18 protein-coding genes are annotated in these 25,014 nt (G+C 62.7%); 5 read left to right on the top strand and 13 right to left on the bottom strand.

Features of this window, described 5'->3' with window-relative positions; all coding sequences use genetic code 11:
* Positions 1-31: 31 nt before the first annotated feature.
* Positions 32-1,612: a signal recognition particle protein gene (gene ffh, locus A477_RS0114250; RefSeq protein WP_017199641.1), complete on the bottom strand. Its 1,581-nt coding sequence runs from the start codon at positions 1,610-1,612 to the stop codon at positions 32-34.
* A 30-nt stretch (positions 1,613-1,642) separates the two neighbouring features.
* Between ffh and A477_RS0114245 the strand changes: the two genes are divergently transcribed.
* Positions 1,643-3,163 carry a glucose-6-phosphate dehydrogenase gene (locus A477_RS0114245; protein WP_017199640.1) on the top strand — a complete coding sequence of 507 codons (1,521 nt, stop codon included), beginning with the start codon at positions 1,643-1,645 and terminating at the stop codon, positions 3,161-3,163.
* A gap of 88 nt (positions 3,164-3,251) precedes the next feature.
* Here A477_RS0114245 and A477_RS0114240 read toward each other — a convergent pair whose 3' ends face one another.
* Together A477_RS0114240 and A477_RS0114235 are read right to left on the bottom strand one after the other, a co-directional pair.
* Positions 3,252-3,590, bottom strand: coding sequence for a P-II family nitrogen regulator (locus tag A477_RS0114240; RefSeq protein WP_017199639.1), 339 nt, complete (start codon positions 3,588-3,590; stop codon positions 3,252-3,254).
* Positions 3,587-4,915, bottom strand: a complete 1,329-nt coding sequence (locus tag A477_RS0114235; RefSeq protein WP_017199638.1) for an ammonium transporter — start codon at positions 4,913-4,915, stop codon at positions 3,587-3,589. Before A477_RS0114235 ends, A477_RS0114240 begins: the two co-directional genes overlap by 4 nt.
* Before the next feature lie 264 nt (positions 4,916-5,179).
* Between A477_RS0114235 and A477_RS0114230 the strand changes: the two genes are divergently transcribed.
* Positions 5,180-6,418, top strand: a complete 1,239-nt coding sequence (locus A477_RS0114230) for an MFS transporter (RefSeq protein ID WP_017199637.1) — start codon at positions 5,180-5,182, stop codon at positions 6,416-6,418.
* On the opposite strand, the gene ftsY is transcribed toward A477_RS0114230, so the two are convergent.
* Both ftsY and smc read right to left on the bottom strand, forming a co-directional pair.
* Entirely contained in the window at positions 6,411-7,616 is a 1,206-nt protein-coding gene (ftsY, locus tag A477_RS0114225) for a signal recognition particle-docking protein FtsY (RefSeq protein ID WP_017199636.1), read from the bottom strand. The genes A477_RS0114230 and ftsY overlap by 8 nt on opposite strands.
* Positions 7,617-7,636: 20 nt before the next feature.
* A complete protein-coding gene (gene smc, locus A477_RS0114220; protein ID WP_026005629.1) occupies positions 7,637-11,215 on the bottom strand; it encodes a chromosome segregation protein SMC in 3,579 nt (1,192 codons plus the stop codon).
* Between the two features lie 348 nt (positions 11,216-11,563).
* Between smc and A477_RS0114210 the strand changes: the two genes are divergently transcribed.
* Entirely contained in the window at positions 11,564-16,480 is a 4,917-nt protein-coding gene (locus tag A477_RS0114210) for a DUF4082 domain-containing protein (RefSeq protein ID WP_017199634.1), read from the top strand.
* 23 nt (positions 16,481-16,503) lie between these two features.
* Here the strand turns inward: A477_RS0114210 and A477_RS0114205 are convergent, their stop codons facing one another.
* From A477_RS0114205 to coaD, 8 genes are all read right to left on the bottom strand, one after another.
* Complete coding sequence (locus A477_RS0114205) at positions 16,504-17,532, bottom strand: TolB family protein (protein WP_017199633.1); 1,029 nt, start codon at positions 17,530-17,532, stop codon at positions 16,504-16,506.
* Positions 17,529-18,761 carry an MFS transporter gene (locus A477_RS0114200; protein ID WP_017199632.1) on the bottom strand — a complete coding sequence of 411 codons (1,233 nt, stop codon included), beginning with the start codon at positions 18,759-18,761 and terminating at the stop codon, positions 17,529-17,531. Before A477_RS0114200 ends, A477_RS0114205 begins: the two co-directional genes overlap by 4 nt.
* Before the next feature lie 80 nt (positions 18,762-18,841).
* Complete coding sequence (locus tag A477_RS0114195) at positions 18,842-19,576, bottom strand: hypothetical protein (RefSeq protein ID WP_026005627.1); 735 nt, start codon at positions 19,574-19,576, stop codon at positions 18,842-18,844.
* A gap of 180 nt (positions 19,577-19,756) precedes the next feature.
* Positions 19,757-20,743, bottom strand: a complete 987-nt coding sequence (gene mutM, locus A477_RS0114190; RefSeq protein WP_017199630.1) for a bifunctional DNA-formamidopyrimidine glycosylase/DNA-(apurinic or apyrimidinic site) lyase — start codon at positions 20,741-20,743, stop codon at positions 19,757-19,759.
* A 6-nt stretch (positions 20,744-20,749) separates the two neighbouring features.
* A complete protein-coding gene (rnc, locus tag A477_RS0114185) occupies positions 20,750-21,460 on the bottom strand; it encodes a ribonuclease III (protein WP_017199629.1) in 711 nt (236 codons plus the stop codon).
* Positions 21,461-21,483: 23 nt separating this feature from the next.
* Positions 21,484-21,687 (bottom strand): 50S ribosomal protein L32, encoded by a 204-nt coding sequence (gene rpmF / locus A477_RS0114180; protein ID WP_011775139.1) that lies wholly within the window; start codon positions 21,685-21,687, stop codon positions 21,484-21,486.
* A 33-nt stretch (positions 21,688-21,720) separates the two neighbouring features.
* On the bottom strand, positions 21,721-22,248 hold the full coding sequence (locus tag A477_RS0114175; protein ID WP_017199628.1) for a YceD family protein: 528 nt from the start codon (positions 22,246-22,248) through the stop codon (positions 21,721-21,723).
* A gap of 166 nt (positions 22,249-22,414) precedes the next feature.
* Positions 22,415-22,915 (bottom strand): pantetheine-phosphate adenylyltransferase, encoded by a 501-nt coding sequence (gene coaD, locus A477_RS0114170; RefSeq protein ID WP_017199627.1) that lies wholly within the window; start codon positions 22,913-22,915, stop codon positions 22,415-22,417.
* Between the two features lie 35 nt (positions 22,916-22,950).
* Here coaD and A477_RS0114165 point away from each other — a divergent pair, with 35 nt between their 5' ends.
* Together A477_RS0114165 and A477_RS0114160 are read left to right on the top strand one after the other, a co-directional pair.
* Positions 22,951-24,216 carry an aminotransferase class I/II-fold pyridoxal phosphate-dependent enzyme gene (locus tag A477_RS0114165; protein WP_017199626.1) on the top strand — a complete coding sequence of 422 codons (1,266 nt, stop codon included), beginning with the start codon at positions 22,951-22,953 and terminating at the stop codon, positions 24,214-24,216.
* Positions 24,213-25,007: a spermidine synthase gene (locus tag A477_RS0114160; protein ID WP_026005626.1), complete on the top strand. Its 795-nt coding sequence runs from the start codon at positions 24,213-24,215 to the stop codon at positions 25,005-25,007. The genes A477_RS0114165 and A477_RS0114160 overlap by 4 nt, the downstream gene beginning before the upstream one ends.
* Positions 25,008-25,014 lie beyond the last annotated feature (7 nt).

The raw sequence follows: 25,014 nt of genomic DNA, 5'->3' as shown, positions 1-25,014 counted from the left end.
ACTGCGGCGCGGTTGGGGTGTCAGCCACGGACTACTTGCCCAGGAACTTGTCGAAGCCCTTGGGGAGGTTGAGCGACGAGGGATCGAAGTCTGCCGCGCCTTGGCCGAAAGCTGCGCCTGTGGGGGCCGCGGAGGCTGCGTTCGCCCGCTTGGCTTCGGCATCCCTCAGCTCCTGGGCTGCCTTGGCAGGGTTGCCCGAGCGCGCCTTCTTCTTGGGGGCGCTCTTGCCTCCCTTGCGTCCACCGCCGGGGCCCCCAAGGCCAGGCATCCCGGGCATACCCGGCATGCCACCGCCCTGAGCGAGCTTCTTCATCATCTTCTGGGCCTGGGCGAACCGCTCCAGCAGGCCATTGACCTCGGATACGTGCACACCGGAACCCCTGGCGATACGGGCGCGGCGGGAACCATTGATGATCTTCGGAGCCACACGCTCGTGCGGAGTCATGGAGCGGACGATCGCCTCGACGCGGTCGATCTCTTTTTCGTCGAAGTTTTCCAGTTGCTGACGGATATTTTGCGCACCCGGCATCATCATGAGCATCTTCTTCATGGAGCCCATGTTGCGGATCTGCTGCATCTGGGCGAGGAAGTCGTCCAGGGTGAAGTCTTCCTGGTCAGCGAACTTCTTCGCCATCCGGGCGGCTTCATCCTTGTCCCACGCCTTCTCAGCCTGTTCGATCAGGGTGAGGACGTCACCCATGTCCAGGATGCGGGAGGCCATGCGGTCAGGGTGGAACAGCTCGAAATCGTCCAGGCCTTCACCCGTGGACGCGAACATCACCGGCTTGCCGGTCACGGACGCCACTGAAAGCGCGGCACCACCGCGGGCGTCGCCGTCGAGCTTGGAGAGCACGATACCCGTGAAGTTGACGCCTTTATCAAACGCCATCGCCGTGTTGACGGCATCCTGGCCGATCATTGAGTCGATGACGAAAAGGACTTCGTTGGGGATGATCGCCTGGCGGATGCGGCGGGCCTGATCCATCATCTCGGCGTCGACGCCAAGGCGGCCGGCGGTGTCAACAATCACGACGTCGTGCAGCTTCTGGCGCGCTTCCTCGACGCCGGCCTTGGCTACGGCGACCGGGTCACCGGCAGGGTGCTCGAGCTCGGACGTAGCACCGGGGTGCGGAGCGAACACGGGGACGCCCGCGCGCTGACCAACAACCTGGAGCTGGGTCACTGCATTGGGTCGCTGAAGGTCACAAGCGACCAGCATGGGGCTATGGCCCTGGGCCTTGAGCCACTTGGACAGCTTGCCGGCGAGGGTGGTCTTACCGGCACCCTGGAGGCCGGCAAGCATGATGATGGTGGGGCCGGTCTTGGCCAAGCGGATGCGGCGGGTTTCGCCACCAAGGATCTCCTTGAGTTCCTCGTTGACGATCTTCACGATCTGTTGGCTCGGGTTCAGTGCTCCCGAGACTTCGGCGCCCAAAGCTCGCTCGCGGATACGGCCAGTGAACTCGCGGACCACGGATACGGCAACGTCCGCATCCAACAAGGCACGGCGAATCTCGCGAACGGTGGCATCGACATCAGCCTCGGTGAGGCGGCCCTTGCCACGAAGGTTCTTGAAGGTTGCTGTCAACCGGTCAGAGAGTGAATTGAACACGCGCCGTGCACTTCTTTCGATGGTCTACGAATGGCGGCCAATGCGGCACGCCATAGTCTTGACGATTCTTGCCCCGGCAAATATGTCTCAAGTACGGGACTCGACTATCTAGGGTACCAAGTCGCACCTGCAAGATGGCATGCTGGCACAGTGACCAGCAAAACAACTGTAAAAACGTTGCTCATCCTCGGCGCGTCCGGGGACCTGACAGGCAGGCTGCTCTTGCCCGGACTTGCCGGGCTCCTGGCTTCCGGCCGGGCACCCGGGCTTCGACTGGTGGGAGCGGGTTCTGACCCTTGGTCCCCTGAACAGTGGCAGGAACGGGTCCATGGCGCCTTTGCTGCGGCGTTGGATGCAGCCGATGAAGAAGGGCGCGCTGCTCTCGCTGCTGTAGCCGCAACAACCGAATACCACCAGCTGGACGTCACGGCAGACGGGCCTTTGGCGGAGCTGCTGGCCAGGTTGGAAGGCCCGGTAGCCATCTACTTCGCCCTGCCGCCCCACATCAGCCAAAAGGCCTGCGAGGTTCTCCATGAGGATCAGCTGCCAGCGGGAACACGCTTGGTGATGGAGAAGCCATTCGGCTCGGGAACAGAATCTGCGCATGAGCTGAACAAGACGCTGGCCGCACTGGTGCCCGAGGACCACATCCACCGCGTGGACCATTTCCTGGGCAAAGCCACGGTGCTGAACATCCTTGGTCTCCGTTTCGCCAACACGTTCCTGGAACCGGTGTGGAACCGCGATCACATCGAAAAAGTAGAGGTCATCTTTGACGAGGACCTGGCACTTGAGGGCCGCGCCCGGTACTACGACACCGCCGGGGCGCTCCGCGACATGATCCAGAGCCACCTCCTGCACATCATGGCTTTCCTGGCCATCGACGCTCCGGCCACCATCGAGGAAAGGGACCTGCGTGACGCCGTGGCGACGGTCCTGCGAGCCAGCACCATCAAAGCGCCGTACACCGATTCCACACGCCGCGCCCGATACACCGCGGGAATCCTCGGAGAACGAACGGTACCGGATTACGCTGCCGAGGACGGCGTCGAGCCGGCCCGCAATACTGAAACCCTTGCAGAGGTCCGCGTGGACATCGACAACTGGCGTTGGAAGGGAGTCCCGTTCATCCTCCGCTCGGGCAAGGCCATGGGCCGCCGCCGCAAGGAAGCCGTCATCACCTTCCGTCCGGTCCCCCACCTGCCCAAGGGGTTTTCGGGCGTTGACTCCCCCAACCAACTGCGGATCGGCTTCGGTCCGGACGTGCTCCAACTCGACGTAGACGTGAACGGACCCGGCGACATCTTCACTCTGGACCGCGCTAGTTTGGTGGCCCAGCTCAACGCCGCCGGGATGCTGCCTTATGGAGAAGTGCTGGAAGGCATCCTGAACGGCGACCCTTTGTTGTCCGTTCGGGGCGATACAGCTGAGGACTGCTGGCGGATCATCGAACCTGTTCTTCGCGCCTGGGAGGGCGGCGAGGTCCCGCTGGAGGAGTACGACGCCGGCAGCGCCGGGCCCGCGAACTGGCCCACCGTCGTCGAGCACTAAAAGCGTGTGAATTAGAGCCGCCGCCTACACCGCAAGCGGGCCGGGTACCTTGATTGGTACCCGGCCCGCTTTATGTTGAGTGGAGGACTTAGATTGCGGCTGCGCCGCGCTCCCCGGTCCTGACCCGGACTGCTTCGTAGACATCCACGGTCCACACCTTGCCGTCTCCGGCGCGGCCGGTGTTTGAGCTGGCGATGAGGACATCCAGGATGTCGTCTGCCTGCTCATCCGTGGCAAGGACCTCGATGCGGATCTTCGGGAGCAGGTCCACGTTGTATTCTGCTCCGCGGTACACCTCGGTGTAGCCGCGCTGACGGCCGTAGCCGCTGGCCGCGCTGACCGTCAGGCCCTGGACCCCGTATGCTTCGAGGCCTTCCCGGACTGCTTCAAGCTTTTCGGGTCGGACGATCGCTGTGATGAGCTTCATGCCTGGACACTCTCCTTACCCTCTGCGGGGGTCTTGGCTGCTGCTGAGTCGGACTTTCCTGTCATTGCCTCGTGCAGCGGCTGGAAGCTGCCACCGTGGCCGTTGACGCCGAACTCGTAAGCCGTCTCAGCGTGGAGGCTGAGGTCTACACCTACGTTCTCCTGCTCCGTGGAGACCCGGAAGCCCATGGTCTTGTGGATGGCGAAGGCGATGATGGCCGTCATGATGGCCGAGAAAGCGATGGCGATACCGGCTGCCGCGAGCTGTGCCCACATCTGGGCCATGCCGCCACCGTAGAAGAGGCCGCCACCGACGCCGTCGGTGGGGAGGGCGATGAAGCCCAGTGCCACGGTACCGATGATGCCGGAGACCAGGTGCACGCCTACAACGTCCAGCGAATCATCGAATCCCCAACGGAACTTGAGGCCTACTGCCAAGGCGGACGCTACACCGGCAACTACGCCAAGGCCGAGGGCACCGACGGGGCTGACGTTTGCACAAGCCGGGGTGATGGCTACCAATCCGGCAACCACGCCCGAGGCTGCACCGAGCGAGGTCGGGTGACCGTCACGAATGCGCTCGGTGATGAGCCAGCCGATCATGGCGGCTGCGGGAGCTGCCAAGGTGTTGATCCAGATCAGGCCGCCCTGTTCCGCGGTAGTTGCTGCACCGCCGTTGAAGCCGAACCAGCCGAACCAAAGGATTGCAGCACCGAGCATCACGAACGGGATGTTGTGGGGGCGGTGGTTCGGGTCCTTGCCGAAACCGCGGCGGTTACCAATGATGAGGACCAGAACCAGGGCTGCTACGCCTGCGTTGATGTGGACTACGGTACCTCCGGCGAAGTCGATGGCCGGGCCGAGGGCCTTGCCGATCGCGCCTTCCGGACCGAAGAGTCCACCGCCCCAGACCATGTAGGCGAGCGGGCAGTAAACCAGGGTGACCCATACCGGAACGAAGATGCTCCAGGCTCCGAACTTGGCGCGGTCGGCGATCGCGCCACTGATGAGGGCGACGGTGATGATGGCGAAGGTGGAGGCGTAACCTACCTTGATCAAGCCATCCGGGGTGTCAATGCCTTCGAGGCCGAAGGTAGCAAACGGGTTGCCCACAATCTGCATGAAACCTTCGCCGGAGCTCATCGAAGCGCCCCACAGCACCCAGACGACTCCCACGATGCCGATGGAGATGAAGCTCATCATCATCATGTTCAGGGCTGCCTTGGCGCGTGTCATGCCGCCGTAGAAAAATGCCAGACCAGGTGTCATGAACAGCACAAGCGCCGCCGCCACCATGACCCATACGTGACCTGCGGTAAGTTCCATGGTGCACGTTCCTCTCTTGCTAGATCTGCGGTTCAACCGCTGTCCTGACGCCGTTTGCGTCCTGCTTAAGAGTTTTGTGCCGCCGTGTTTCACCTGCGCAGGTTTTACATTGCGGGCTCGTTACAACAACCTCCCCAACGTAAATGGTGCATATCCCTGATGTTACGGATATGTTTCAGGCGTCGGACTTCACAGGAAATACCCGGTTTCCGGCCACATACACCTCAGCAGCCCCAGAAATCCCACCAGAAGGACCAGCACCGTATGACCGAGTCGCCCAGATCCGTCAAAGCCCCAAGGATCAGGCCGGAGAAAACTCCCCTTCCGCGCGATATCAAGGTGATGTTGGTCGCGGCGTTCCTGATCGCGCTGGGATTTGGCTTGGTGGCCCCGGTTCTGCCGCAGTTCGCTACGACGTTCGATGTCGGGGCCACGGCCGCCGCCGTGATTGTCAGCATCTTCGCGTTCATGCGGCTGGTCTTCGCTCCGGCCGGAGGCGCCTTGATTGGACGGTTCGGTGAGCGGAACGTCTACGTCACCGGTTTGTTGATCGTGGCTGTCTCCACCGCGGCATGCGCTTTTGCCCAGGACTATTGGCAACTACTGATCTTCCGCGGCCTCGGAGGGGCCGGCTCTGTGATGTTCACCGTTGCCGCCATGGGACTGCTCATCCGTCTCGCACCGCCCGAGCGTCGGGGCCGCGTGTCAGGCGCTTACGCCTCCGCATTCCTGATCGGAAGTGTCCTGGGTCCCGTCGTGGGAGGTTTGCTGGCAGGCTTCGGCCTCCGGGTACCGTTCCTTGCGTACGCAGGAGCGCTTCTGGTGGCCGCCTTGGTGGTGCGCACCATGCTCAGCGGGGAAGGCCACGCGGCCGAGGACGCCACCCCTGCCCCGGCCATGACGCTCAAGGAAGCCTTGGCAGACTCCGCCTACCGGGCCGCGGTATTTTCCAGCTTCGGCAACGGCTGGGTGACTTTCGGCGTCCGAATGGCCACTATCCCGCTCTTCGCCGTTGCCGTCCTGCAGTCAGCGCCCGAGACCGCTGCTTGGGCTCTGGCTATCTTTGCTGTGGGCAACGCCTTGGCACTGACCTTCAGCGGGCGGCTCGCCGATGCCTGGGGACGTAAGCCACTGCTCATTCCAGGCCTGCTGATCACCGGCGCAGCCACCGGCGTCATCGGACTCACCACCGACCTGGCCGCCTTCCTCATCGCGAGCGCGGTGGCGGGATTCGGCTCTGGCTTGCTGGGCCCGGCGCAACAAGCGGCCGTCGCGGATGTCATCGGCCGCGGACGCTCGGGAGGGAAAGTACTCGCCATCTTCCAGATGGCGGCCGACACGGGCGCGATTGTCGGTCCGATCGTTGCCGGCTTGCTCGCTGACCGCCTCGGCTACGGGTGGGCGTTTGGCATCACCGGAGGCGTGCTCCTCCTCACCGCAGTGGCATGGCTGCCTGCACGCGAACCCTCGAAGCACTCCCCCTCCGGGGACGACGCTAGTTGAGCAGTGCGTCCACAAAGCTTTCAGCGTCAAACGGTGCGAGGTCGTCCGGGCCTTCACCCAAGCCAATGAGCTTCACCGGAACGCCCAGTGACTTTTGGATGGCCACGACGATGCCACCCTTGGCGGTTCCATCCAGCTTGGTCAGCACGATGCCCGTGATGTTCACTACCTCGGCGAAGACGCGGGCCTGGTTGAGGCCGTTCTGTCCGGTGGTGGCGTCGAGGACCAAGAGAACCTCATCAACTTCGGCCAGCTTCTCAATAACGCGCTTGACCTTGCCGAGCTCATCCATGAGGCCGGTCTTGTTCTGCAGGCGTCCCGCGGTGTCTACCATGACCACATCGACTTCCTGATCGATGCCGGCCTTTACAGCTTCGTAGGCCACGGAGGCGGGATCGGCGCCGTCAATGTCGGACTTGACGGTGGGCACGCCCACGCGCTGTCCCCACGTGGCCAACTGCTCCGCAGCAGCTGCCCGGAAAGTATCAGCGGCACCCAACAGGACGTCCTTGTCTTCGGCCACCAGCACACGTGCCAGCTTGCCCACTGTGGTGGTCTTGCCAACGCCGTTCACACCAACAACAAGCACGACGGCGGGACGGTCAGCCTTGCGCTCGACGTTCAAGGAGCGGTCCATGGATGGATCAACCAGTTTGATGAGCTCCTCACGCAGCATCGCCTTGACGTCCTCGGGGCTGCGCGTGCCCAGCACCTTGACGCGCTCACGCAGGGCATCGACCAGCTGCAGGGTGGGTTCGGTGCCAAGATCGGCCAGGAGGAGGGTCTCTTCCACCTCGTCCCAGACGTTTTCATCAATCTTGTCGCCCGACAGCAGAGCCAGGAGGCCCTTGCCCAGGATGTTGTTGGACTTGATCAATCGGGCGCGGAGGCGGGTGAGCCTGCCTTCCACCGGCGCCGGAGTATCAATGGCGATGGTTTCGAGCCCGGCTGCATCATCCGGGACATCCGTGTCCTCCACCGTCCCGTCGAATCTCGGAGCAGGAGCCTGTACCGCATCCGGGCGGTCCTCCACAAGGGTTCCGCCGCCTGCTGCCGATGACTGAAGGGGGTCGTTCGCGTCGCGTGTTCCGGGGTACTTGGCGCCGGTCTTCCGGGCCTTCATCAGTACCGGCACGAGTCCGCCGACCACTACGAGCGCAGCGAGAATGGACAGAATTATGGGTAGGAAATCGTTCACTCCCCTACCTTCTCATAAAGCTATGCCCCGGCACCGAGCCTCTGGCTGATGACGGTAGAGACGCCGTCGCCCCTCATAGTGACTCCGTAAAGCGCGTCCGCCACTTCCATGGTGCGCTTCTGGTGGGTGATCACGATCAACTGGCTGGACTCGCGCAGTTCCTCGAAGATGGTGATGAGCCTGCCCAGGTTGGTATCGTCCAGCGCGGCCTCCACTTCGTCCATGACATAGAACGGTGAGGGCCGTGCCTTGAAGATGGCCACCAGCAGCGCCACTGCCGTGAGTGAACGCTCTCCGCCGGAGAGGAGCGAAAGCCTCTTGATTTTCTTGCCCGCGGGCCGGGCCTCTACTTCGATTCCGGTGGTGAGCATGTCATCGGGATCCGTAAGCACCAGCCTGCCCTCACCACCGGGAAAAAGCCGGGCAAAGACGTGGTCGAACTGGGCTGAGGTATCAGCAAAAGCCTCTGTGAATACCTGCTGGACACGGTTGTCCACCTCTTTGATGATGTCCAGGAGGTCTTTCCGGCTGGATTTGAGGTCCTCGAGTTGCGAGCTAAGGAACTGATGCCGTTCTTCCAGGGCGGCGAACTCTTCCAGCGCGAGGGGGTTCACTTTGCCCAGCGCTGCGAGTTCCCGCTCGGCCTTCTTCAGCCTCTTCTCCTGTTCCGTCCGGACGAACGGAACTCCCTCAATGATGGCTTCGCCGTTCTCATCGACGGGCGCCCGCAGTTCGGCCCACTTATCGGTGGTGGTTCCAGGAGGCATGGGAACCGGTCGATCGGGACCGTAATCTGCGATGAGCTGCTCAGCGGAAAGGCCCAGTTCTTCGATGGACCGCGTCTCCAAGGCCTCAATGCGGAGCCGCTGCTGTGTCCGTGCCATCTCGTCCCGGTGAACGGAGTCGGTAAGCTGGGCAAGCTCCCGGGCCAAGGCATCGTTACCGGCGCGGACCTCGGCGAGTTCCTTCTCCAGCTGCTCCCGCTTTTGCTCGGCAAGGTCACGATCATAGCCCGCCACATCCACCGAAATATCGATGAACCGGAGGGTCTGCTCCACTGCTGACGCGACTGCCGCGGCACGCTGAGCCTGGGCGCGTCGGCGTTGAGCACGACGAGCGGCTTCTTCACGGGCGCGACGTTCGGTCGCTGCTGCCCGTTCAAGCGATGCGGCCCTGTTACTGATGGACCCCAACTGCTCCTCGGATGTGCGGAGGGCGAGGCGGGCCTCCGTTTCCAGTGACCGTGCCGTTCTGGCCTTCGCGGCGAGTTCGTCCCGTTGGTCAGTGGACGGTTCCTCGTCCGGAGCCTCCTGGGCTGCGGCGAGGCGCTCCGCCGCAACTTCAAGGTCCAGTTGAGCTTCGGCGATGTTGGCTTCAGCCTTGGCCATGGAAGCTGCGAGCCGTTCGCTTTCGCCAACAGCACTGCGAAGAACCGAATTGAGGTGGCCCAAGCGCTCAGCTACCGCCGCGAGTCGGGCGTCCGATTCGTGCAGCCTCTCCAATGCGGCGTCGGCGCGGTCCTGAGCCTCAGCGCGGCGGGATTGCGCCCCGGCCAAGGCGAAGCGTCCACGTTCCAGACGGGCCGTGACCTCCTGAAGCCGGGCCACGGCGTCGTCAACTGCTGCCTGGACCTCAAGCAGCGACGGCGCGTTGGCCGATCCTCCTGTGATGGTCAGGGAGGTCAGGATGTCACCTTCCCGCGTGACGGCCCTGAGGTCAGGATGTTCCCGGATAAAGGCTGCCGCCGCTTCCAGGTCATGGACGACGGCGGTCCGGGCCAGGAGCCCGAACGCCCTTTGGGCAGCGGGATCAGCAATCTTGACAACATCCGCTGCCCAGCGGCTACCTCGGGGAAGCACGGGGTTTGGGCCGTCATCTTCACCGGCGGCGTTACCGCCTGCTGGAAGCAGTGCTGCCCGTCCGCCGTCGTTATCCTTCAACGATCGAATGGCTGCTACGGCACTATCCGTATCGGCAACCACCAAGGCGTCGGAGGCACTACCCAAGGCAGCAGCTATGGCGGCCTCGTAGCCCGGCTCGATGGTGACCAGCGCGGCCAAGGGTCCAAGCACACCCTCGGCCGTGAGCAGACTTCCGGACCCGTCCTTGCGGTTGAGCCCAAGCTGGAGGGCATCGCGTCGTGCCGTCAGCGCGTCCCGTTCACGGACGGCTTCCCGCTCAGAAGCCTTGAGTTCCTCGATCTCCGCTAGGACTGCGTCCAAGACGTCATTTGCGTCCTCATAGTCAGCGTCAAGGCTCTCTTCGCCATCTTCAACGCCCGCCACTTGCGACTCGAGGGCAGTGAACTCGCTCTGGGCTTTGCGGCGCCGTTCATCACCGGCAGCAAGAGATTCCCTGAGGCGACCACGTTCGGCCTCGGCAGCTTCAGCCCGGGACCTGGCCGCGGCCACCTGCCCTGCCAGCCTGGCCAGCCCCTCCCGACGGTCGGCGGCTGCCCTCAGCATGGCCGTCAAGCGCTTGTCCTCCGCGGCTGCGAGCGCTTCGGCCGAGTCCTTCGCAACTGTGGCTTCCAGGAGCGCCGCTTGCTTTGCAAGGATGTCGTGCTCAAGTGCGGCCTGTTCCTCACGGACCCTGGCGGCTTGGCGTTCGAGTTGCTCGGGGTCGCGTCCTGTGTCGGCGATGACCTCCGAGGATCCCAGGAGCCTCCTGCGCTCGGTGGCCAGTGATCCGAGTGAGCGGAGTCGTTCCCTGTTCGCTGAGAGCTGGTACCAATGGTCGCGTGCGGCGTTGAGTCGCGGTGTTGCTTCGGCGGCCTGTTGCTCCAGGGCAGCTTGGCGTTGCCTCCCCGCGCCCAGCTCCGCCTCAACCACTTGGCGGCGCTCCTTGAGCGCTGCTTCGTCGGCCACGTCTTTTTCGAGGGTTGTGGTCAGTTTCACGAGGTCGTCCGCTAAAAGTCGGGCGCGGGCATCCCTAACATCGAACTGGACTGTTTGGGCACGGCGGGCTATTTCTGCCTGCTTGCCCAAGGGGGTTAATTGCCGCCGTATCTCTGCCGTGAGGTCACCGAGCCGTGCGAGGTTGGCCTGCATGGCTTCGAGTTTGCGGACAGTCTTTTCCTTGCGGCGGCGGTGCTTAAGGATTCCCGCGGCTTCTTCGATGAAGCCGCGGCGGTCCTCGGGGGTGGCGTGGAGTACGCGGTCCAGTTGGCCCTGTCCAACAATGACGTGCATTTCGCGGCCGAGGCCGGAATCCGAGAGGAGTTCCTGGATGTCCAGGAGCCTGCAGGGTGCGCCGTTGATGGCGTACTCGGACCCACCTGTCCTGAAGAGGGTCCGGGAGATGGTGACTTCGCTGTACTCGATGGGGAGCGCGTTGTCCGCATTGTCGATTGTCAGGGCTACATGGGCTCGGCCCAGCGGTGGCCGGCCTGAGGTGCCTGCGAAGATGACGTCTTCCATTTTGCCGCCGCGGAGGGTTTTCGCGCCCTGCTCTCCCATGACCCAGGCGAGGGCATCCACCACATTGGATTTGCCCGAACCGTTGGGGCCGACGACGGCAGTGACGCCCGGCTCAAAGTCGAAGGTCGTGGCCGACGCAAACGACTTGAATCCTCGGACAGTCAAACTTTTCAAGTGCAAGGCGCTTCGGTTCTCCTGGGTGGCCCGGGTGTCTGTATCCACTAAATCTACTGCGGATTGTGCGAAATCCACGGATCCGGAGGCGGAAGCCCTTGCGGGCGGCAGGCCACGCCCCTACACTCCTGCCAAGGGTTACTTAGCGGATTCGTTCCTGTGATCCGGCTTCGGCTTGAACTTCTGTTCGGTCATGGCCGGATCCGGTCCCGATCTTCGGAACATCCATCCGTGATAATCCTGAGTTCCATAACTGAAGATCTTGGTTTGACCCTGGCTGGGGAGCGGCAAGCAGGGGCTGCGCTTAATGCGTGGCCCCGTCTTAGCAATCGGCGTACCACTCCAGGAGTTCTCATGCCCGGTCCTTCAGCTACCCAACCGCAGCGGGTCTTCAAAGGGTTTCTTGTGCCCTTGGTGCTTGCCATGGTGGCGGCCCTGCTGCCTCTCACGGCACCAGCAGCCGTTGCGGCAGGGCCCTGCGACCCCGTGGTGAACCCTGTGGTTTGCGAGAACTCCAAACCGGGCAGCCCACCGTCAGAGTGGGACATTCTTGGAGCCGGGGATGACAGCATTCAAGGCTTCTCCACCGAGATCAGCGTCAATGCCGGCCAGCCCATCCGCTTCAAGGTGGCCACGAATGCGCCGAGCTACACCATAGCGGTCTACCGCACAGGCTGGTACGGCGGCAACGGAGCACGCAAGATCGCGGATGTGGTGCCATCGGTCCTGCGCCAGAACCAACCTGCCTGCCGGAGCGACCTCGCCACGGAGCTTTACGACTGCGGCACTTGGGGGGTGTCTGCAACATGGCAAGTACCGGCAACGGCAGTATCAGGGGTTTATGTGGCCCTGCTGACGAGGCCTGATACCGGAGGCCAAAGCCACATCACGTTCATTGTGCGCCAGGACGCCAGCCGCTCGGACGTGGTTTTCCAAACCAGTGACACCACATGGCAGGCCTACAACACCTACGGAGGCTCCAGCTTCTATGAGGGCGGTGACAACGGCAGGGCCTACAAGATCAGTTACAACCGTCCCATGAACAGCCGCGGCGGGCCGGACGGCAGGGACTTCTACTTCGCCAACGAATACCCGATGGTCCGCTTCCTGGAGCAAAACGGCTACGACGTCAGCTACATCAGCGGACTCGACACTGACCGTAGCGGGAGCTTGCTGCTCAACCACAAGGTGTTCCTGTCCGTGGGACACGATGAATACTGGTCCGGCCCACAGCGAGCCAACGTCGCAGCGGCCCGCGATGCGGGCGTCAACCTGCAGTTCCTTTCCGGAAACGAGATGTATTGGAGGACCCGTTTCGAACCCTCAATCGTGGATGGCGCTGCCGGCCGCACGCTGACCTCCTACAAGGAGACGTGGTCCAACGGCAAGATCGACCCCAGCCCGCAGTGGACAGGCACGTGGCGCGACCCGCGTTTCGCATCACAGGCCAACGGTGGCGGACTCCCGGAGAACGGGCTGACTGGAACGCTGTACATGTCCAACTACTCCGACCTTCCCGTGACCGTCAGCGCCGAAGAAGGGAAGACCCGGCTATGGCGTAATACCACCTTGGCTTCCCTGCCGGCAGGCTCGTCGGCGGCGCTGGCTCCCCACACCGTGGGGTATGAGTCAAACGAAGACATCGACAACGGGTTCCGTCCGGCGGGCCTCATCCGCCTGTCCACAACGGTAGGCAGCGTAGCCGAGTATCTTCAGGACTACGGGAACACCGTGAAGCCGGGAACCACCACCCATAACGTCACGCTGTATCGCGCTGCGAGCGGGGCCTTGGTGTTCTCAGCCGGCAGCGTGCAATGGACCTGGGGCCTGGATCAGGAACACGACGGCAACGGTGCTCCGGCTGATCCGAGGATGCGCCAAGCCCAAGTCAACCTTCTAGCGGACATGGGGGCGCAGCCGGCGTCGCGGGCTGCGGGCCTCGTGGCCGCTGCCGCGAGCAGCGATCGGACAGCGCCGACGGTTGCTGTCACCACCCCGGCGGATGGGGCCACCATCCCCCACGGCACCAAGGTAACCGTCAGCGGGACCGCAGCCGACACCGGCGGCGTGGTTGCCGGCGTCGAGGTTTCCACGGACGGCGGCACCACGTGGCACCCTGCCGTGGGAAAGCAGAACTGGACCTACAGCTACATACAGCAGGGCTTGGCGACTGCGTCCATCCAAGTTCGGGCGATCGACGACAGCGCCAACATTGGAACTCCGACCACCCGCAACCTCGTACTGAGCGGACCGTACAGCGTGTTTGGCCAGACGGTTCCCGCTATCCAGGACTCCGGTGATGGTGGCGCCTACGAAATGGGACTTCGCTTCACTCCCACCGTGGATGGCTTCATCACCGGCGTCCGCTTCTACAAGAGCACGGCAAACACAGGTACGCATACGGGCTCACTCTGGAGCTCCTCCGGCGAGCGCCTGGCCACAGCCACCTTCACCAACGAGACTGCCAGCGGCTGGCAGAGCACGCTGTTCAGCCAACCAGTAGCGGTCTCCGCCGGGCAAAAGTACACCGTCTCGTATTGGGCTCCACGGGGGCACTATGCCACCAAGGACTTCCAGTGGGTGAGCTTCGGGTCCACTGCTGCCCCGCTGACGGTTGCTGGGGGCTTTGGCGCCGAACCGGCCGGGGTCTACAGCACCTCCCAGAGCTTCCCGACAGCCAGCTTCAACGGGGGCAACTACTTCGCCGACGCCATCTTCAGCACTGTTGACAACTCTCCGCTGACGGTGTCCGGGCATTCCCCGATTCCGTCGTCGTCAAGCGTCGCAGTCGCCACGAAGGTCAGCGCGGTGTTCTCCAAGCCCGTCACCGCCGCCAGCGTCCAGTTGACGTTGCGCTCTGCTGCCGGTCCCGTGGCCGGCACCACGACTTACGACGCTACTACCCGCCGCGCCACGTTCACGCCAACGTCGCAGCTGGCCTTCAGCACGCAGTACACGGCAACTCTTGCCGGTACCGATACGGTAGGCGGCCAGGTAACCTCAGGCGGCACCTGGACGTTCACTACGGCGTCCACGTTGCCGGTGCCCGGTTCCTGCCCCTGCAGTCTTTACGATGACAGCGTCACGCCAGGGATTGCCGAGATTCGCGATGGCGTGCCGCTGACTTTGGGCGTGCGGTTCTCGAGTGTTTCAGCAGGCGAGGTCACGGGCATCCGGTTCTACAAGTCAGCCGGCAACACGGGCACGCACACGGGCGCTCTCTACACGGCCACGGGCCAGCAGTTGGCAACAGTAACCTTCGCCAACGAGAGCAGCTCAGGATGGCAGACTGCAATGTTCAGCCAGCCCGTCCAAATCGCAGCGAACACTGAGTACATTGCGTCCTACAAGTCACCAACGGGCGCCTACTCGGCCACGTCCAACGGCTTTGGGTCCGGTATGAGCGTTGGACCCCTGAGGACTGTTTCGGACGCGGGCGCATACACGTACAGTGGCGATTTCCCTGGTTCGCGGTCGTCCGCCAGCTACTTGGTGGACGTGGTGGTCATGGTGTCGGCGCCACCGTTCACGGTCGGCGGCCATAACCCGATCCCGGACGCCTCAAGCGTCCCACTGAACTCGACTGTGAGCGCGGTCCTTTCCGAGGCCGCAGTTGCCTCAAGCGTCACCCTGTCCCTCAAGACCGCCGCCGGCGTTGCAGTTTCAGGAACCACCGCCTACGACACGGCAACGCGCAAGGTCACGTTCACTCCGGCGGCCCCTTTGGCGGCCGGTACAACGTACACGGCAACGGTGACTGCGACGGCGACGTCCGGACAACCGATGTCGTCCGGTGGTACCTGGCAGTTCACCACCGTCCCGCCGGCCGGCACGCCTGGTTCGTGTCCCTGCACCTTGTACGAGGACACGGTCACTCCAACCACCGCTGAAGTCAACGATGGAGTGCCTTTGACCTTGGGTGTCCGGTTCTCCAGTGACACCGCGGGCCAAGTAACCGGCGTGCGCTTCTACAAGTCAGCGGGGAACACCGGAACCCACACCGGATACCTGTACACGGCGGCCGGCCAGGTTTTGGCTACCGTCACCTTCACCAATGAATCCAGCACCGGCTGGCAGACGGCCACGTTCAGCCAACCGGTGAACATCCAGGCTGACACAGAGTACGTGGCCGCCTACAAGACGCCTACAGGTAAGTACTCCTACACCGCCGGGGGATTCGGCGAGGGCTTCACCAGCGGGCCGCTGAAGACGGAGCCGGATTCCGGGGCTTACTCCTACAGCGGGGATTTCCCAAACACCGCATCCACGGCAAGCTACCTCGTGGATTTGGTATTTACCGTAGCGGCACCGCCGTTAAGCGTGGTGGCGCAAGTGCCGGCTCCCGGTGCAACGGCCATTCCGACTGACGTGAAACCGTCCATCACGTTCTCCACGGCCATAAAACCCGGTGCCTCGTTCACCTTGACCGCGAACGGTTCGGCCGTGGCCGGGACGGCTGCCTTGTCCGCCGACGCCAAGACCATCACCTTCACGCCGACGGCTGCCCTGCCAGCCAGCACGGTGATTTCAGCCAGCGTCTCAGGTGTGGCAACTCCACAAGGGCAGACGCTGTCTCCGAGCAATTGGCAATTCACCACGGCTGCCCCAACCATGCAGCAATCAACGATCTTTGGATCGTTGGTGCCACAGGTAGCGGCCGCCTCGGAAACCAAATCGGTGGAGCTCGGGACGGCCTTCACGGTTTCGCAAGCAGGAAGCGTAACCGGCATCCGCTTCTACAAGGGAACAGGCAACACTGGTACTCACGTCGGATCCCTGTGGAATTCTGCGGGTAGCCGCCTCGCCCAGGTGACATTCACGAATGAAACCGCTACCGGGTGGCAAACGGCTACGCTGTCCGCCCCGGTCGCCTTGTCTACAGGCCAAACCTATGTGGTGTCTTACCGGGCGCCCAACGGCAGGTACTCCTTTACACAGGGGTTCTTCAACCAAACGTGGACCAGTGGCGTGTTCACCGCCTCCGGCCCGAATAACGGGCTCTATCGGTACGGATCCGGCGGTGTGATGCCGGCCAACTCTTGGAACGCCACGAACTACTTCGTTGACGTGGTGTACTCCACAGCGGCGCCGGCCCAGCAGCAGGCTGCACCTTCAGCCACAGCCACTCCAACGGCCACCGCTACCCCGTCACCAACGGCGACGGCGACCCCAACCTCGACGGCGACTGCCACGCCCAGTCCGACCCCGAGTCCCACGCCCAGTCCCACACAAACCGGCGGGCTTCTCTGCGGGTTGCTACGGACCTGCTGAGGTCCAGCCCTAAGAGACTACATTCAGCGGACGACGCTGGGCGACCACGCATGGGCGATAAACAGGCTTGGCTGGGACGTCGGGTCCGTTCCGAGTTTCCATATGTTGCTGTCACCATTGCCGCCCTCGGCCGCCAAGCCATAGAGCAGGTTCTGGTTATCCAGCCATTCGATCTGGTCATCAACACTGCGCTTCTCGGAGAGAACGGTTTGTTGTCCCGTAGCGAGCTCAAGCACTGCGACCTTCCAGTGCGCGGCCAGCGCCCCGCCGTCGTTCTTCTTATACGCAATCCGTGTGCCATCAGGCGAGATGGACGGACACTCAACATTGTCATGAATGGCAGTCAGGGTCTTCGCGGACAGGCTGCCCCGAACCAGCCAGATGCGTCCTGAGGAAGCGGCCGTGGCGTAGAAGACATCGCTCTGGCCGGGGGCGAATGTCACACCCCAAATATTCCTGTCCGTGGCGAGAAGCCTCTCGCCGTTCACCATCAAAGCAAAGTCCTCGAGGTTACCTGATGTGCCCTCAGGAAGGCTGATCTCGGTGGCCGTGGAAAAGCCTGCCGTGGCGTAGGAGTGGCCCGAGACGAATACGGTGGTGGCAATCATGGATCCGTCGGGGCTGATGCGGGTTCTGCTGGGTATCCCCGGGACAGGCCACGCCCTTTGCTGCTCCCAGTTTCGGTCCAGGACAGCAGCTTCAAACGCCGTGACCAGTCCACGGTTGGTCTTCAGGCACACCACCTTCTCAGACGTTCCGTACACGCGGTCGCACTCCTGCCCGCTTACGGCCCGGTTGCCATCGGGAGATGCCAACGGAACAGTGGCTGCGTTGCCATACCCCTGGCCAGATGCTGTATTGCGAAACAGGATGAAGGGGCCCGCTGGAAGCGGCTGGCTGGCCGTGACACCGACGGACGAAGCCGCAGTGCGGCTTTCCTCGAAACGCTGGTAGGCACCCACCGCGTAAATACCAGCCGCTACCAAGACCAGTGCCGTGACGGTGAGGAGGGCACCCCACCGCAGCTTTCCTTCAGCGGGCGCGCTGCTCATGCCGCGTTGCTTGCGTCATCCGGGTCCCCTGCCGGTGCAACCCGTGCGCCGCGCAGGATGAAAGCGACAGCAACAACGGCGCAAGCGAGCAATCCACCCGCCACCACCATGGCAGTTGGAGCACCAACCGCATACCAGAGGACACCAAAACCTGCCGAGGCCAACATCCGGGTGAGCGCCACTACGGTTTGCGCGGAGGCGATGCCCGTAGCAAGTTTTCCCGGAGGTGTCAGCTGGCTGGCCAAGGCGGCCAGCACGCCGTCGGTGGCAGCATAGAACGCCCCCAGAAGGATCAGGCAACCCACGGTTGCCCACAGCCCTCCGAAGGGCGCCGCCGCAAGGAGGTATGTTGCCAGCAGTGCAATATGTCCGCCCACGAACACCGGGATCTTTCCCACCCGGTCAGCCAGCCGACCCAACGGGATGGCGAACGCCAGGAACACAACGTTTGTGCCTACGAACAACAGCGGAAACCACTGGACAGCAAAGGAATCCCTTGCTTGCAGCACCAGATAGATGAAGCCGTCACCGATGGTCACCAAGCCCAGCAACCCGGCAGCGATCAGCAGCTTGCCGAGGCCCGGTTCCTTCAGGTGAGACCAGGAGAAAGCGAAAAGACGCCGGCCTTCACTTTCCTCCGTGCCCTTAACGCCCCGTGCCTTGATGTCAGGCACCACCAAGGCAAGGACGGCAACACCGATCACAGCGAACGCCAGCGACACCACAAATACCGTGCTGAAACCGTTGGGAATCATCAACAACACGAAGAATGCGATCAGGGGCCCGGCTGCGGCGCCGATATTGTCCAGCATCCGATGCACGCCAAAGGAACGGGCCAGGTGTTCAGGTTGTGCTGACACCGAAATGAGGGCGTCCCGCGGTGCCGTGCGGATGCCTTTGCCGATCCTGTCTCCGGTGACTATCGCCGCTATTGCCCAGAACCCGCCCGCGAAGAGGAACCCGATCCTGGCAAGCATTGATAAGCCGTAGCCGGCCAAAGCTATCCGTTTGGGATGTCCGCTGCGGTCGGCAGCCCAGCCGGCCGCTATCCTCACGATTGCACTGGCACCTTGGTTGATCCCGTCGATGAAGCCGAAGGCAATGGTGGACAGACCCAGGAATCCGGTGACGTACAACGGGAGGATCGCGGTGACCGATTCCGAGGACACATCGGTCACCATACTCACAATGCCCAGCCACAGAATGACCGGAGACAAACGGAACGGCACTTCGCTCGATAGTGCCGTTCGTGTTCCCTCCGGCTTGTCCCGTTTACCTCGGTCCGAGAGTGAGATGTACATCGCTGCCCCTAGTCCGCCGCCGTGTGCAGGCTGCCCAAAAGCTGGAATCGCGAGTTGCCGGTCCCCGTCGTCGACACTGACACCGTGAGCGTGTCAGTGCCTCGCACGAATCGTTCGGCCAATGCGCCCTCTGCTGCCGGCGCCGGCTCAGACCAGAACCCGTGGGCAACCAACGACTGTCGGAAGGACGCCAAGACCTCTGTTTGTGGCTTGGCAATGATGCCGTCAGCAGCCACCTGGAGGACATCACCCGACGTCGACACTGACGTGGAACCGATGGTTGTTCCTTCGGGCAACGTCAGAATGTCGGCAGGCCAGCCGTCAACCACGCCACCGGCTGCACTGCCGGGCTCAGGCAAGGTGGTGACCAGTGGCGCGGGAGCAGATGGTTGAGGCAGCCCCGTGGGGGTGGCCGTAACTGGAGGCAGGACTTCGAGCGGCTTGGCAGTAGACGGGCCACCATCGCCCTCCCCGCTGTTGCCTGCGCTGCCGTCACCGCTGCCGCTGCCTGCGGCCCCCGACGCCGGGCTGCCGGACGGAGGAGCGCCGGTAGGATCTCCGGCGCCGCCAGAGGCTGCTCCCCCGGAAGGTCTCGTGCTGGAGCCGGCGCTCGGAGCGGAAGACGATGTGCTTTGGGCAGCAGACGGTCCTGTCTTCCCAGCCATCTGGTCCAAAATTACGGCGACGGCGGCGATCAGCACAGCAAGGCAAATGCCCGCAATGACCAACCGCCGCGCCATCATGGCGTACCCGGGGTGGCTGGGTTGCCGGAAGGTTGGGGGGCCTTGTCACCGAGGAAGGCGGATAGAACTGACGCCACCCGCATCGTGGTGGCGTTAATCCTTGCGATGGCGACTTGAAGCGCCAAGCTCTTCATGGGGACAGTCTGCCATTGCCATCCCGATTCCGGAACAGTTTTGGACCTACCAACGTCCATTCCGGGGCCGCGGTTGGCACACAGGGCAGGTATAGGAAGAGCGGTTCATAAACTGTTCCCGCTTGATGATGCTGTGGAGGCCCATCGCTTCGCAGCGGCCGCATATTTCACCGGCACGCCCGTAGGCATTCAGCGACCGGGCGAAGTAGCCGGAATCGCCGTTGACGTTGACATAAAGAGAGTCGAAGCTGGTCCCTCCCGCGGCAAGGGCAGCGTTCATGACGTCTTTCACGGCATCAACCAGCCGTTCAGCATCCGCGCGGCGAAGTGTGTCTGTGGCCCTGGCGTAATGTAAGCGCGCGCGCCACAACGCTTCGTCCGCATAGATGTTGCCGATGCCGGAAATAACCGACTGGTCCAGCAGCGCCCGCTTCAGGCCCGTCTTGCGACTCCTGATCTTCCGATAAAACGCGTCGAACGAGAAGTAGGGGTCAAGCGGATCCCTGGCGATGTGCGATGCTTCCTCTGCGATCTCCGGCAGGGGCGATTCGCCCAAGCCGCCAGGGCCGCCGTCGACAGTTGGCACCAGGGACGTCACGAACAGGCCGCCGAAAATTCTCTGGTCCACGAACCGCAACTGCTCCGGCATACCATCCACGGAACTGAGACTAATCCTGACTTTGAGGTGCTTTTCATCCGGTACTTCAGGGTCTTGCATCAGCAGTTGGCCGCTCATTCCCAGATGCGCCATCAACGCGACCTTAGGGAGGCCGTCCCTGACGTACGGCGAAGTCCCGGGGTCAGTTGCGGTCCCGGGTATGCCGGACATGGCCAGGGGCATCCAAAGGAACTTCCCACGCCGCACGACGTCCATCACAGTGGCTTGCTCAAGATTCCCGATGAAGTCTTCGGTTCCAAGTAATTGTCGTCGGATGGAGCGCGGGTCGACGACGTCCACGCCGGTGATGGTTCGGCCACGGACCCACCGGGCCAAGCCGCGTCGGACTACCTCTACCTCGGGAAGTTCAGGCATCCGGGTTCAGGAGGAAGCAGGACCGGCAGTAGTGGGATCCAGGGCGGTCAGAGCACGCCAGGCATCAGCGGCGGCTTCCTGCTCCGCTTCTTTCTTGGAGTGGCCCGAGCCCCGGCCGTAGGGAGTTCCGCCGATGTTCAGTACTGCCTCGAATGTCCGGGCATGGTCCGGCCCTGAACCTTCCACGGCGTAGTGGATGGCGCCCAGCTGCCGACTGGCCGTGAGTTCCTGGATGCTCGTCTTCCAGTCAGTCCCCGCCCCAAGCGCACCTGCGTCCTTGAGGAGCGGTCCTACCAGGCGCATGACCAGTTGGCGTGCGGTCTCGATGTCGTTCGAGAGATACGTGGCCCCGATCAGGGCTTCCATGGTGTCTGCCAGGATGGAGGCCTTGTTCTTGCCGTCGGTAAGCTTCTCGCCTTGCCCGAGGTAAATAAACTCGCCCACACCGATTTGCCGGCCAATCCCGGCCAGTGCGCGCGTACTGACAACGGCCGAGCGTCGCTTGGCGAGCTCTCCTTCGGGCAGCGAGGGGTTCTCACGGTAGAGAGAATCGGTCACGGAAAATCCCAGGATGGAGTCGCCGAGGAACTCGAGGCGCTCGTTGGTGGGAATCCCGCCGTTCTCATACGCGTATGAGCGATGTGTCAGAGCAAGACGAAGCGTCTCGGTGTCAATCGAGACACCGAGACGCTTCAGAAGCTCTTCAGTTGAAGACATCCTTAGTCAGCCTGTACGGCAGATTAGGCGTCTGCGACCTTGCGGCCCTTGTATTCAAGGAACAGCGCGGTGCCAGCAGAGTCAGTGACGACCTTTGCCTGGTGCGGCAGGCTGTAGGTAACCTGACCGTTTTCGATGGTCTTGACCAAGTTGGGGGCAGTTGCCTTCCACTGGGCACGGCGGGCGCGTGTATTTGCGCGAGACATTTTCCGCTTGGGAACAGCCACGGCTATCTCATTTCTCTCTTAGACGAACACTTACTAATCGGTTTGCCGGTCAGTCTTAGCCAGATCAGCTAGGGCAGCCCAGCGAGGGTCAATGACCTCGTGGTGGTGCCCCGGCTCGTCTTCCAGGCGCGCTCCACATTCGGAACACAGGCCCTGGCAGTCTTCCCGGCACACCGGCTGGAACGGCAGCATAGTGACAACTGCGTCCCGCAACACCGGCTCAAGATCGATTAGATCGTACTCGACTCGACGTTGCTCTTCATCGTCTTCTTCGCCTGAAAGCTCAACACCTTCATAGAAGAAAAGTTCTTGCACATTGACCTCAAGGTCATACGCAAGGGGATCCAGGCATCGACCGCATTCGCCGGTTACTTCGACGACTACGGTTCCGGATACCAGAATTCCTTCGTGTACGGCCTCAAGACGAAGATCCAGCTCGATATCCGAGCCTTCCTTTACGCCAATGAGCGCCACACCAAGGTCACTTGGCGCAGGTACATGCTCGTTGAGTGTCCGCATGGTCCCTGGACTACGTCCAAGGTCCTTGACTACCAGCGCCAAGGGCGAACTTGCATCTCGCTTAATGAGAACTCCTGTAGAACATATGACCGACGTACCATCTTAGCCTGATCGCGCTTGAGGACTCAAACCGACGCCGGGCGCGCGTGAATGCGCGGTGGTTTCAGCTTGGGGAACTCTGCGCGAAGGCGCAAGGTACCCGACAAGCCTACCCCTTGCGCGGCGGTTCTGTTGGCGGCTCGCCAGCAAGGAGCCTTTTCAGCACGGATTTGGGGACGAAATCGGAGATATCTCCACCGAGGACGTTGACCTCTTTTATCAAAGTGGAGGAAAGGTGCACGTAATGCGCTTCCGCAGGCAGGAAGACGGTTTCGACGCCGGCCAGCTGGCGGTTCATGGTGGCCATGGGCAACTCGTAATCAAAGTCCGACGATGAACGAAGGCCCTTGACTATGGCTGAGACACCGCGGTGGCGGCAGTAATCCGCCAGCAGGCCTTCACCCATCGGCTCAACGATGATGCCGCGCAAAGAAGCCAACGTTTCCCGCGCCATTTCCATTCTGTCCTCAAGACTGAACCTGTACTTCTTGGCGTAGTTGGTGGACACGGCCACGATGACTTCGTCGAACAGGCCGGCGGCCCGGGCGATGACTTCGAGATGTCCATTGTGGATAGGGTCAAAGGATCCAGGGCATACCGCGCGTCTCATGAGACGAACCTACCCCATGGCTTCGCCGGGATACCATGTCTGACATGGCATCCGCAGGCAGCAATTCTTCCCTTGATATAAGTGCGGGCACCACCGCAGGTACCAACGCAACACCATGGCAGCGGGCGGCCATGGGAGCCAACCTGCTCTCCCCCGAGGGAACGCTGGGAGTGACCATTTTCGAGGAAATGACCACCTTGGCACTGTCCACTGGTGCCATCAACCTCGGCCAGGGTTTTCCCGATGAAGACGGCCCCGCGGAAATCAAAGCGGCAGCCCAGTCCGCCATTGCCGCGGGAGCCAACCAATATGCGCCCGGCAAAGGCGTTCCCGCATTGCGGGAGGCCATTGCCGCGCACCAGCAGCGCTTTTACGGGCTGAACCCGGATCCCGAAACTGAAGTCCTTGTCACGACGGGCGCAACGGAAGCGATCGCAGCGACGCTGCTTGCGTTCATCCAGCCCGGCGACGAAGTCCTGACCTTCGAACCCTTCTACGACTCCTACGGGGCCATCATCGGCATGGCCGGAGCCCAACACGTCACCGCTCCCCTGCTGGCCCCTGATTTCCTTCCCGACCTCGCGACGTTGGAAAGCTCCTTCAGCACCCGCACCAGAGTTGTGCTCCTGAACAACCCGCACAACCCCGCGGGCGCCGTCTTTCCGGAATCCGTCTTGACCATGATTGTTGAACTGGCTGCGAAGTATGGCGCCCTCATCGTCAGCGACGAAGTCTACGAGCACCTCACCTTCGGCGTACCGCACCTACCGATCACATCGGTCCCTGGCGCTGCTGAACGCACCATCACTATTTCCTCCGCCGGAAAGACGTTTTCCTTCACAGGTTGGAAAATCGGCTGGCTGACGGGGCCGGCAGACTTGGTGGCGGCAGTGCGTACAGTTAAGCAGTTCCTGACCTATAGTTCAGGCACCCCGTTCCAGAGCGCCATCGCAGTGGGCCTTGGCCTCCCCGATGAGTTCTTTACAGGCATCGCCGATCAACTCCGCCGCAAACGGGACATTCTCGCCGAAGGCCTCCGGGCCGCTGGCTTCGGGGTCTACAACCCGAGCGGCACCTACTTCATCAACGTGGACACGGCACCGCTGGGCATCCGCGACTCCGTTGACCTCGCAAGGCGCCTGCCAGGGCTTGTAGGCGTGGCAGCCATCCCGGTCCCGGTGTTCTGCCATCCGGAGGGAGCCGAGCGTACGCGAAGCCTGCTGCGCTTCGCCTTCTGTAAGAAGTCCGGCGTCCTGCAGGAAGCCGCCGAACGCCTCGCCACCTTGAAGGACCGGCTCTGAACGCCGGAGGCTCCGGCCAGCACCAGGCAACACGCTTCCTCCGGACCACGGGTCAGCACGCCACTATCGCGAAAGACACCCTCGTTGACGGCGGTTTCATCCTCAGCATTGGCGGCGCCGAACAATCACACGTGAACCTGGCCGACCCCTCGGAGATCTTTTACGAGTATCTTCGCAGGATCGGGCACGTGGTGGACTTGGCTGCAGAACCCGGAATACCCATCAGCGCCCTGCACCTGGGCGCCGGCGCCCTCACCTTGGCGCGGTACATCCAAGCCACCCGTCCGGGCTCGAAACAATACGCTGTTGAGCTTGAGCGTGAGCTCTTGGACTTCGTACTTCAGAAGCTGCCCATGCCTGACGGCGCCATGTTGACCACCCACATCGGCGACGCCCGCGACGCGCTGGCGGAGCTTCCGGCCGAGGTGATGTTCGACGTCGTGATTCTCGATATCTTCTCCGGGCCGGAGGCCCCTGCCCATATTGCCTGTCGGGAATTCTATGAGGAAGCAGCAAGTAGGCTTCGGCCGGATGGGGTTTTGATCATCAATGTGGGGGATGAACCTGCGCTGACGCTCGTCCGTAGCCAGGTGGCAGCGCTGCGCCAAGCCATGCCGGACGTCGCAGCCTTCGCTGAAACGGGAATGTTCGCTGGCCGCTACCCGGGCAACATCGTCCTGGTAGGCACCTGCAAACCGTGGTCCCCGGACTGGACGGCGCAACTGCTGGCGCGTGGCCCCCACCCCGCAACCGTCCTCACGGGCGTCGAGCTGGACAGTATTACGGGTTAACGAGACG

Origin of the sequence: Arthrobacter sp. M2012083 (assembly GCF_000281065.1) — a bacterium.
Taxonomy (GTDB): Bacteria; Actinomycetota; Actinomycetes; order Actinomycetales; family Micrococcaceae; genus Arthrobacter.
Note: the sequence above shows the minus strand (reverse complement) of the source record. Positions and strands in the feature narration are given on the sequence as shown.